Raw genomic sequence first — 12,096 nt, 5'->3', positions numbered from 1 at the left:
TATGATAGAAAATTTGTCATAAGGTATGCGTATTTTTAATTGATTGATGAAAGACTGATTTCCCCAGAAGATAATATTTTAAGTTCTTGAGGGGTTTGAACTACTAATTCACCTGTATCCGTAATTGATTTAGCAACGCCATGATACGTGATACCTTTTTGAGTAAAAGAAACTTGTTTACCTAAAACAAATGATTTTTTTCGATAGAAGGATAAGTATTCTTTATTTGCTGGCTCACGTAAGTAAGCAAATAATTCTTTCCAAATTTCAATGATTAATTGATTACGAGTAATCGTTGCATGACCATCAGGAAATATAGAAGTTGCTTTTTGCTGTATTTCTTGGGGAAATTCATTTTGTGGTAATGAAAAATTAATACCCATCCCAATAATTACATGGCTGATTCTGCCAGATTCCATATCGCTAATCGCTTCTGATAAAATACCACAAACTTTTTTACCATTGATATAAATATCATTGACCCATTTGATTTGAGTTGATGCCCCCGTAAGTTTTTCGATTGCTTTAGCACAAGCGCTGGCTGCAACTAAAGTGTATTGAGGTAATTCATCAAACTCTTGGTTGGGATGCAAAAGTAAACTCATGTAAATGCCGCGTTCTGGTTCGGCAAAAAATGGTCGGCCGAAACGACCACGTGCATTTTCCTGCATGTCTGCCACAAATAATGCAGGGTAGTCTGCTCCTTTTGCGGCAACTAGTTTTGCATCTTGCATCGTTGATTCAGAAGTAGCCATTGTCTGCACGTGCAAATGTGGCTGGTCGTTCTGAAGTTCCTGTTTGATTTCTGTTGCGTCTAGTACATCAGAGGGTAAGTACCGATAGCCGGTTGGCCCATGTTCAAATTGATAGCCAGCTTTTTCTAATTCTTTGATTGCTTTCCAAACACTGGTACGAGAAAGTTGTAGTTCTTGGGCAATTTTTTCTCCAGAAAGAAATGTCGTTGAATTTTTTAGTAAACGAAGTACAGTATCTTTTGTAGCCATCTGATTATCCAACTCCTTTTTTGCTATTGTATCAAATTCTGGCTTTCTTCGTATACAATAGTAAAAAGTTAATTTCAGCTGCTTTTCTTTTTATTGAATTAAGCTAAAAGAACAGTATCTTCTTTCAGTGTTGTACCGCTATTCTTTTTGAAAAGATCAAGTAATTTAGTAACAGTTAATTGTTGTTTTTCTTCATTTGCAATATCAACAACGATTTGCCCTTGATGCAACATGATTAAGCGATTGCCATAACGAATGGCATCTTCCATATCATGTGTAACCATGAAAGCTGTTAATTTTTGTTCCTGAATTAATTTCTGAGTCAATTCCATTACAGTAGCAGAAGTTGCCGGATCCAGTGCAGCAGTATGTTCATCTAATAAAATCAATTTGGGGCGTTGTAACGTCGCCATTAATAATGTGATTGCTTGTCGTTGCCCGCCAGATAATAAACCAATTTCTGTAGTCAGACGATTTTCTAATCCTAAATTTAGGCTTGCTAGTTGTTCTTTAAAAAATTGGCGGTCCTGAGGCTTTACGCCACGAAAGAAACCACGTTTTTTGCCTCGTTTCATTGCAAGAGCTAAATTCTCTTCAACAGTTAAGCGAACAGCTGTCCCTAGCTTGGGATCTTGGAATACACGGCTGATATTTTTGGAACGTTCTACTACAGATTTTTTGGTAATGTCTTGTTCACGTAAGAGAATTTGCCCTTGATCGACAGTAAAAGTTCCCGCAATGCTATTAAGTAAGGTAGATTTTCCAGCACCATTTCCTCCAATAATTGTTACAAAATCTTCTGGTTGGAGTGCGAGGTTGATTCCTTTTAGTACATGATTTTCGTTTGTTGTTCCTTTTTCAAAAGTATGATGTAAATCTTTAATTGTCAATACAGGACTCATTTGTTGTTCCCTCCTCGATTGAATTTAGGAATGCGCAATTTTTCTTGAATTTGTGGGAAAGATAAACAGATAACTAAAACTAATGCAGAAGCTAATTTAGAGTCACTAGGTTCGACATTCAATTCGAAAACGAGTGCCAAAATGAAGCGATAAATCACTGCACCAAGAATGACTGTTAAGAAACGTGAAAGTAGAGGTTGGTTACGGAATAAAACTTCCGCAATAATAATCGAAGCTAAGCCAATAACAATTGTGCCAATTCCAGAATTCAAGTCAGCAAAGCCATTGTTTTGTGCAAGCAATGAGCCAGCTAAAGCAATACAACCATTGGAGATCATATAGCCAATGATTTTCATGTTATCCGTGTTGATTCCATTTGCTTCACTCATCGCTAGGTTGTCTCCCGTTGCTCGAATTGCAAGCCCTGTTTCTGTTCTTAAGAAAAACACTAGTAGAAAAACAATCAGTAAAGCGATACATAAACCGACAATTAAAACGGCAGTTGTTTTTGAAACACCCAATGATTCGACCCATTCAAAAATAGTGGGCTGTCCAAGCAATGAGATATTAGGTGCGCCCATCACTCGTGAGGTCACAGAATACAAACCTGTCATGGTAATGATCCCTGCAAGCAATGCAGGGATTTTTAGTTTGGTATGAAGCAAGCCAGAAACTAACCCAGCTAACGCACCGCCTAAAAAACCTAGCAGGCAGGCAAGCAAAGGATGAATTCCTTGTGTAATACTCATTGCTGCAATTCCAGCACCTAAAGGAAAACTTCCTTCAGCAGTTAAATCAGCAATATCTAAAATACGAAACGTAATATAAACACCAATTGCTAATAATGCCCAAAGAACACCTTGTGAGGCAGATGATAAGAAAATTGAAAGTAGATTTAACATGTTTTGTTCCTCCTATTGTCTGCTATTCGGCTACTTTGATGCTGGAAGGATCAATCCCTAAAGCATCTGCCATTTTTTCATTCACAACTAGTTCTAAATCGTCTGCAGATTCGACAGGAAGTGAGTCGGGTGTTGCTTTTCCATCAAGAATTTTTGCAGCCATGATTCCAGTTTGTTTTCCAAGTTTTTCATAATCAATGCCGACAGTTGCAATTCCGCCTTCTTTTACTTGTGCAGCTGAACCAGCGACGACAGGGGTCTGCGTTTCTTTTGCGACTTCACCGACGACACTTGCGGCACTAGCAAATGTATTGTCTGTTGGAATATAAATACCATCAACATCTTTGGCTAAACTTTTCGTTACTTGTTGAACATCGTTGGTGGAGTTAGCAGTTAAGACTTTTACTTTGATTCCCGCTTTTTCTAATTCTTTTTGAGCAAGATCGCCTTGAAGCTTAGAGTTTGCTTCACCGTTGTTGTACATGATTCCGATTTTTTTAGCGCCAGGAACGATGCTTAGTAATAAATCAATTTGTTTTTTGATTGGAACCATATCAGAAGTTCCAGTGACGTTCCCGCCAGGTTCTTTGTTGGAAGAAACTAGTTTTGCTTCTTTTAAATCAGTCACCGCAGTAACAGTAATTGGAATAGTTGTCGTTTCATTTAGTAATGATTGGGCAGCAGGTGTTGCAATCCCCAATAGTAAATCAGGTTTTTCTTTGACTAATTTTTCGCTCATGCTTTTCAAGTTATCCTGATTGTTTTGAGCGTTTTGATAGTCAATCGTTAAATTTTTGCCTTCAACGTAGCCACCTTCTGATAAGCCTTCTTTGAATCCTTTATAGGAATCGTCGAGTGAATTATGTTGTACAAGTTGAAGTACGCCGACGGTTTTCATTTCTTCATCGCCATTTTTTGCTTCGCTTTTTTGAGCACAGCCGCCTAGTGCAAGTAATACTGTTAGTCCAAGTCCAATTAATACATTCTTTTTCATTTGATTTCCTCCTTAGTTTTAAGAAACAAAAAAATCCATTCAGACATGACGTCTAAATGGATTCGAAAAAGCGAGAAAATAAATAGAAAAGTATGGTACCAGAAATACTTTGTATTTTCTTTGCTTAGCCACTTAGCGTAATGTCTACGTGGCTTTTTGCGTAATACAAAGTTCTTTAGCCATCATAGATACAAACAAGTTGTTTAACGTTTGTATCCATCATGATGAATACAAACCTATCTAAAGTAGCTAAAGTAAAAGTTATTCAGTTGTGTTGGTGTTATTCGATTAGTAATCATAGTAGTTCCTCCACAAAATGAATTTTCTCAATCTTAGCAAGGGAGGTTTGGTCTGTCAACACAAAAGTGAACAATGAAAAAAATTGGTAGTAGATGAAAAATTAAGAAAAGGTTGCGAAAGCAAGTGAGGTAAGCGATGAGAGGTTGACTTTTGTACGAAATACGTGTATTATATGAAGTTGCAAAAACTATCTGATGAATGAAAGGCAGAAACGAAATATTGTCCGTTTCGGCTTTATAAGAGAAACAAAAGTAGGAGCTCACGAAAGTAAGTTTTCAAGAGATTGTTCTATTTTTGGTTTTTTTTTGCCTAAAAGCCGCAAAAAATGTCTGTTGTTACCTAAAAAAAATATTTGAAATATTTTTGTAACAATTAGTCGGGTAGTCTTTTTGAATGACATTTTAGAGGGGTGAAGAGCTTGGCTGGACACGTAGTAAAATACGGAAAACATCGCGAACGTAGAAGTTTCGCACGCATCAGTGAAGTGTTGGAATTACCAAATTTGATTGAAATTCAAACAGACTCTTACCAATGGTTCTTAGATGAAGGACTTAGAGAAATGTTTGAAGACATTTTGCCAATCGATGATTTTAATGGCAATTTATCTTTGGAATTTGTGGATTATGAACTTAAGGAACCTAAGTATACAGTAGCAGAAGCTCGCGCACATGACGCTAACTATTCTGCACCATTACATGTTACTTTGCGTTTAACAAATCGTGAAACAGGTGAAATCAAAGCACAAGAAGTATTCTTTGGCGATTTCCCACTAATGACTGAACAAGGTACATTTATTATCAATGGTGCTGAACGTGTAATTGTTTCTCAATTAGTTCGTTCACCAGGTGTTTACTTCCATGGGAAAATAGATAAAAACGGAAAAGAAGGCTTTGGCTCAACAGTTATTCCTAACCGTGGTGCTTGGTTGGAAATGGAAACTGATGCAAAAGATATTTCTTATGTACGTATCGACCGTACACGTAAAATTCCTTTGACTGTTTTGGTTCGTGCATTAGGATTTGGTTCTGATGATACGATTTTTGAAATCTTCGGCGATAGCGAAACATTGCGTAACACTATTGAAAAAGACTTGCACAAAAATGCAAGTGATTCACGTACAGAAGAAGGTTTGAAAGATGTTTACGAACGTTTACGTCCAGGAGAACCAAAAACAGCAGATAGTTCTCGTAACTTATTAAATGCTCGTTTCTTCGATCCAAAACGTTACGACTTAGCAAATGTTGGTCGTTACAAAGTAAATAAGAAATTAGACTTAAAAACACGTCTATTAAACTTAACATTAGCTGAAACATTAGTTGATCCAGAAACTGGTGAAATCATCGTTGAAAAAGGAACTGTGTTGACTCACCAAGTGATGGAAACATTAGCTCCATTTATTGACAATGGCTTAAACTCAGTTACTTATTACCCATCTGAAGACGGTGTAGTAACTGATCCAATGACTGTTCAAGTGATCAAAGTCTTTTCACCAAAAGATCCAGAACGTGAAGTTAACGTAATCGGTAATGGTTACCCAGAAGCAGCTGTTAAGACAATTCGTCCTGCAGATATTATTGCTTCAATGAGTTACTTCTTGAACTTAATGGAAGATATCGGGAATGTTGATGATATCGACCACTTAGGTAATCGTCGTATCCGTTCAGTTGGTGAATTATTACAAAATCAATTCCGTATTGGTTTAGCTCGTATGGAACGTGTGGTACGTGAAAGAATGTCTATTCAAGACACAGAGACTTTAACACCACAACAATTGATTAATATTCGTCCAGTTGTAGCAAGTATCAAAGAATTCTTTGGTTCTTCACAGCTATCACAGTTCATGGACCAAACAAATCCATTGGGTGAGTTAACACACAAACGTCGTCTATCAGCCTTAGGGCCTGGTGGTTTGACTCGTGACCGTGCTGGTTATGAAGTTCGTGACGTTCACTATTCTCACTATGGTCGTATGTGTCCGATTGAAACCCCTGAAGGTCCGAATATCGGATTAATTAACAGTTTGTCAAGTTATGCAAAAGTTAATAAGTTTGGTTTTATTGAAACACCATATCGCCGAGTTGATCGCGCGACAGGGCGTGTTACTGATCAAATTGATTACCTAACTGCTGACATTGAAGACCACTATATCGTTGCCCAAGCAAACAGCCTTCTAAATGAAGATGGTACATTTGCTGAAGACGTTGTAATGGCTCGTGCACAAAGTGAAAACTTAGAAGTTTCTATTGATAAAGTTGACTACATGGACGTTTCTCCTAAGCAAGTAGTTGCTGTTGCGACAGCATGTATTCCTTTCTTGGAAAACGATGACTCCAACCGTGCCTTGATGGGTGCCAACATGCAGCGTCAAGCTGTTCCATTGATCAATCCGCAATCACCATGGGTTGGTACTGGTATGGAATATAAATCTGCGCATGACTCAGGTGCTGCATTATTGTGTAAACATGACGGTGTCGTTGAGTATGTAGATGCTTCAGAAATCCGTGTTCGTCGTGATAACGGAGCATTAGATAAATATGTTGTAACAAAATTCCGTCGTTCAAACTCTGGAACAAGTTATAACCAACGCCCAATCGCCCTTTTAGGTGAACGCGTTGAAAAAGGTGATACTTTAGCAGATGGACCTTCTATGGAACAAGGTGAAATGGCGCTAGGACAAAACGTTTTAGTTGGTTTCATGACTTGGGAAGGTTACAACTATGAAGATGCGATTATCATGAGCCGTCGTCTTGTAAAAGATGATGTTTATACTTCAATTCATATTGAAGAGTACGAATCAGAAGCTCGTGATACAAAATTAGGACCTGAAGAAATTACTCGCGAAATCCCTAACGTTGGGGAAGACGCTTTGAAAGACTTAGATGAAATGGGCATTATCCGCATTGGTGCGGAAGTTCAAGATGGCGATTTACTTGTTGGTAAAGTCACTCCAAAAGGTGTAACTGAATTATCAGCAGAAGAACGCTTGCTACATGCAATCTTTGGCGAAAAAGCTCGTGAAGTTCGCGATACTTCATTACGTGTACCACATGGTGGTGGCGGAATCGTTCACGACGTAAAAATCTTTACTCGTGAAGCTGGCGATGAATTGTCACCAGGTGTTAACATGCTCGTTCGTGTTTATATCGTTCAAAAACGTAAAATTCATGAAGGGGATAAAATGGCCGGTCGTCATGGTAATAAAGGGGTTGTATCCCGTATTATGCCAGAAGAAGATATGCCATTCTTACCTGATGGAACACCAATCGATATCATGTTGAATCCATTAGGGGTACCATCTCGGATGAACATCGGACAAGTATTAGAATTACACTTAGGTATGGCTGCACGTCAATTAGGAATCCACGTAGCGACTCCTGTATTTGATGGCGCGACTGATGAAGATGTTTGGGCAACAGTTCGTGAAGCTGGTATGGCTAGCGATGCTAAAACAGTTCTTTATGATGGACGTACTGGGGAACCTTTTGATGGACGTGTGTCTGTTGGGGTTATGTATATGATTAAACTTGCCCACATGGTCGATGATAAATTACATGCTCGTTCAATTGGACCTTACTCATTGGTTACACAACAACCATTGGGTGGTAAAGCTCAATTTGGTGGACAACGTTTTGGGGAAATGGAAGTTTGGGCACTGGAAGCTTATGGTGCTGCTTATACCCTACAAGAAATCTTGACATACAAATCAGATGATGTTGTTGGTCGTGTGAAAACATACGAGGCAATCGTTAAGGGCGAACCAATTCCAAAACCTGGTGTACCAGAATCATTCCGTGTATTAGTTAAAGAATTACAATCATTAGGTTTAGACATGCGTGTCTTAGATATCCAAGACGAAGAAATCGAATTACGCGACATGGATGACGAAGATGATGATTTGATTACAGTAGATGCTTTAACAAAATTTGCTGAACAACAATCTGCAAAAGAATTAGAAAAACAAGCTGCAGAACAAGTTGAAGAAGTGCATGAAGATGCGATTCAAAACTTTGAAACTGCAGAAGATAAATTAGACTAATCCGGTCTATGGGCTGCGAGGCGGTCGATGATCAGCCGCCTTGTGGTTTTGCCATTAAACGAAATGGAGGGAACCCCTTTTGATCGATGTAAATAAATTCGAAAGTATGCAAATAGGTTTGGCTTCTCCCGAAAAAATCAGAAGCTGGTCTTACGGCGAAGTTAAAAAGCCTGAGACGATTAACTATCGTACCTTAAAACCTGAACGCGAAGGGTTGTTCTGTGAGCGGATTTTTGGTCCTACAAAAGACTGGGAATGTGCCTGCGGAAAATACAAACGTATCCGTTATAAAGGAATTGTTTGTGACCGTTGTGGAGTAGAAGTTACTCGCTCGAAAGTTCGTCGTGAACGTATGGGTCACATTGAATTAGCTGCTCCTGTTTCACATATCTGGTACTTTAAAGGTATTCCTTCACGTATGGGTCTTGTTTTAGACATGAGTCCACGCGCATTAGAAGAAATCATTTACTTTGCCTCTTATGTAGTTATCGAACCAGGTAATACTAATTTAGAGAAGAAACAATTATTGACTGAACGTGAATATCGTGAAAAACGTGAACAGTATGGTCAAGAATTCCAAGCTGCAATGGGTGCGGAAGCAATCAAACAATTACTAGATAATGTTGATTTGGATGCAGAAGTTGCAGAATTAAAAGAAGAATTAAAATCAGCACAAGGACAAAAACGTACACGTGCTATTCGCCGCTTAGATATTTTAGAAGCATTCCGTGCCTCTGGAAATGAACCAAGCTGGATGGTTATGGATGTTATTCCTGTTATTCCTCCAGATTTACGTCCAATGGTTCAATTAGAAGGTGGACGTTTTGCAACAAGTGATTTAAACGATTTGTATCGTCGAGTAATCAACCGTAACAATCGTTTGAAACGTTTATTAGATTTGAACGCACCAGGAATCATTGTTCAAAATGAAAAACGTATGTTGCAAGAAGCAGTTGATGCATTGATTGACAATGGTCGTCGCGGCCGTCCAGTTACTGGACCAGGTAACCGCCCATTGAAATCTCTTTCTCATATGCTAAAAGGGAAACAAGGTCGTTTCCGCCAAAACTTACTAGGTAAACGTGTTGACTATTCAGGTCGTTCAGTTATCGTTGTTGGTCCTTTCTTGAAGATGTATCAATGTGGTCTTCCAAAAGAAATGGCTATCGAATTGTTCAAACCATTTGTAATGCGTGAATTAGTCCAACGTGAACTTGCATCAAACATCAAAAATGCAAAACGTAAAATCGAACGTCAAGAAGATGAAGTTTGGGATGTTTTAGAAGACGTAATCAAAGAACACCCAGTATTACTTAACCGAGCGCCTACACTTCACAGACTTGGTATTCAAGCGTTTGAACCAGTATTGGTCCAAGGACGTGCAATTCGTTTGCATCCACTTGTTTGTGAAGCCTACAATGCCGATTTCGATGGAGACCAAATGGCTGTCCATGTTCCATTGAATGAAGAAGCGCAAGCTGAAGCACGTATGTTAATGCTTGCTGCACAAAATATTTTGAATCCAAAAGACGGTAAACCAGTTGTAACACCTTCTCAAGATATGGTTTTAGGTAACTATTACCTAACTATGGAAGAAGAAGGTCGTGAAGGCGAAGGAATGGTCTTCAGAGATCAAAATGAAGCTGTGATTGCATGGCGTAACGGCTACGTTCATTTACACTCACGTATTGGTGTGAACCCTAACACATTAGGTGACAAACCATTTACTGATTGGCAAAAAGAACGCACAATGATTACTACTGTTGGTAAGATTATCTTTAATGAAATCATGCCACAAGAGTTCCCTTACTTGAATGAACCAACTGACTTTAACTTAACTGTTCAAACGCCAGATAAATACTTTGTTGAAGCGGGTACAGATATTCCTGCACACATCAAAGAACAAGAATTGATCTTGCCATTCAAGAAGAAAAACTTAGGAAATATCATTGCTGAAGTCTTCAAACGTTTTAAAGTCACTGAAACATCTAAGATGCTTGACCGTATGAAAGACTTAGGGTACAAACATTCAACTCATGCAGGTATTACTGTAGGGATTGCGGATATCAGTGTTCTTGAAGAAAAACAAGGAATTATCCAAAATGCACACAAACAAGTTGAAACAATTACAAAACAATTCCGTCGTGGTCTAATTACAGATGACGAACGTTATGAACGCGTAATCGCTGTTTGGAATGCTGCCAAAGATGAAATCCAACAAAAACTGATGGAAGGTTTGGAAGCAAAAAATCCAATCTTCATGATGTCTGATTCTGGAGCTCGTGGTAACATCTCCAACTTTACTCAGCTTGCCGGTATGCGTGGATTGATGGCCGCTCCGAATGGTCGAATCATGGAATTGCCAATCATTTCAAACTTCCGTGAAGGACTATCTGTCTTAGAAATGTTTATCTCAACCCATGGGGCTCGTAAAGGGATGACCGATACTGCCTTGAAGACAGCCGATTCAGGTTACTTGACTCGTCGTTTAGTTGACGTAGCGCAAGATGTCATCATCCGTGAAGAAGATTGTGGTACTGATCGTGGTCTTGAAATTCGTGCAATTCGTGAAGGAAATGAAATCATTGAATCATTAGAAGATCGTTTAATTGGACGTTATACTCGTAAAGAAATCCGTAACCCTGAAACAGACGAACTAATTATTGAAGGAAATGAATTAATTTCTGAAGATATCGCAAAACAAATCGTTGATGCTGGCGTTGAAACTGTAACGATTCGCTCAGTATTCACATGTAATACAAAACATGGTGTATGTAAACATTGTTATGGACGTAACCTTGCAACTGGTTCTGATGTTGAAGTAGGTGAAGCAGTTGGTACAATCGCTGCTCAATCAATCGGTGAACCAGGTACACAGTTAACAATGCGTACGTTCCATACAGGTGGGGTTGCCGGAGATGATATTACTCAAGGTCTTCCTCGTGTCCAAGAAATTTTTGAAGCACGTAATCCAAAAGGACAAGCTGTGATTACTGAAGTAACTGGTGATGTTATTGATATCTCAGAAGATCCTGCAACACGTACAAAAGAAGTAACAATTAAAGGTAAAACAGATACTCGTACGTACACTGTACCTTATACAGCACGTATGAAAGTCGCTGAAGGCGATATGATCCATCGTGGTGCTCCATTAACAGAAGGTTCAATCGATCCTAAACAATTGTTGCAAGTTCGTGATGTTTTATCTGTTGAAAATTATCTATTGCGTGAAGTACAACGCGTGTACCGTATGCAAGGGGTAGAAATCGGCGATAAACATATTGAAGTAATGGTACGTCAAATGTTACGTAAAGTTCGCGTAATGGACCCAGGTGACACAGAAATTTTACCAGGTACTTTAATGGATATTGCAGACTTCAAAGATCAAAACTACAATACTTTAGTTGCTGGTGGTGTCCCTGCGACATCTCGTCCAGTCTTGCTAGGTATTACAAAAGCTTCATTGGAAACAAACAGCTTCTTATCTGCTGCGTCATTCCAAGAAACAACTCGTGTCTTGACGGATGCTGCAATTCGCGGTAAGAAAGATCCACTTCTTGGTTTGAAAGAAAATGTTATCATCGGTAAAATCATCCCAGCTGGTACTGGTATGCAACGTTACCGTGATATGGAACCAAAAGAAGTTGGTGTGGCTAGCGAAAATGTGTACAGTATCTCTGATATTGAAGCACAAATGGCTGCTGAAGATGCAATGAACAATAATCAAACAAAATAAATCATTCACTTGAGAATTTTGGATTGAAATAAAAAGAGGTCGAACGTCTTGACGTTCGACCTCTTTTGTACTTTGTGGATAAAAAAGGAGCTAGAAACAGACAGAAATATCCACAAGAACAATAAATAAAAATAGAAATAGAATTTCCACATGTGGAAAACTTGGTTTCTATTATTTGTAAAGAAGAGTAGCATACATCTTTTGGAATATACCCCTAGAGGG

At 38.7% G+C, this 12,096-nt stretch carries 6 protein-coding genes; 2 read left to right on the top strand and 4 right to left on the bottom strand.

From position 1 onward, the window contains the following. Positions 1-35 precede the first annotated feature (35 nt). From IGJ76_RS12655 to IGJ76_RS12640, 4 genes are all read right to left on the bottom strand, one after another. Complete coding sequence (locus IGJ76_RS12655) at positions 36-1,004, bottom strand: biotin--[acetyl-CoA-carboxylase] ligase (RefSeq protein WP_086270519.1); 969 nt, start codon at positions 1,002-1,004, stop codon at positions 36-38. A 98-nt stretch (positions 1,005-1,102) separates the two neighbouring features. Continuing rightward, on the bottom strand, positions 1,103-1,906 hold the full coding sequence (locus IGJ76_RS12650) for an ABC transporter ATP-binding protein (RefSeq protein WP_430596653.1): 804 nt from the start codon (positions 1,904-1,906) through the stop codon (positions 1,103-1,105). After that, positions 1,903-2,808 carry an ABC transporter permease gene (locus IGJ76_RS12645; protein WP_067484466.1) on the bottom strand — a complete coding sequence of 302 codons (906 nt, stop codon included), beginning with the start codon at positions 2,806-2,808 and terminating at the stop codon, positions 1,903-1,905. The genes IGJ76_RS12650 and IGJ76_RS12645 overlap by 4 nt, the downstream gene beginning before the upstream one ends. Before the next feature lie 22 nt (positions 2,809-2,830). Then, positions 2,831-3,802 (bottom strand): ABC transporter substrate binding protein, encoded by a 972-nt coding sequence (locus IGJ76_RS12640; protein WP_430596652.1) that lies wholly within the window; start codon positions 3,800-3,802, stop codon positions 2,831-2,833. Between the two features lie 718 nt (positions 3,803-4,520). On the opposite strand from IGJ76_RS12640, the gene rpoB reads away from it, so the two are divergent. Further along, positions 4,521-8,138 carry a DNA-directed RNA polymerase subunit beta gene (gene rpoB / locus IGJ76_RS12635; protein WP_075491746.1) on the top strand — a complete coding sequence of 1,206 codons (3,618 nt, stop codon included), beginning with the start codon at positions 4,521-4,523 and terminating at the stop codon, positions 8,136-8,138. A gap of 79 nt (positions 8,139-8,217) precedes the next feature. Beyond that, on the top strand, positions 8,218-11,874 hold the full coding sequence (rpoC, locus tag IGJ76_RS12630) for a DNA-directed RNA polymerase subunit beta' (RefSeq protein ID WP_067484475.1): 3,657 nt from the start codon (positions 8,218-8,220) through the stop codon (positions 11,872-11,874). Positions 11,875-12,096 lie beyond the last annotated feature (222 nt).

The sequence above is a fragment of the Enterococcus sp. DIV0175 genome, from assembly GCF_050529075.1.
In the GTDB taxonomy this organism is placed as follows: Bacteria; Bacillota; Bacilli; order Lactobacillales; family Enterococcaceae; genus Enterococcus_B; species Enterococcus_B thailandicus.
The sequence above is the reverse complement of the archived record's forward strand: the minus strand, read 5'-3'. Positions and strand labels throughout refer to the sequence as shown.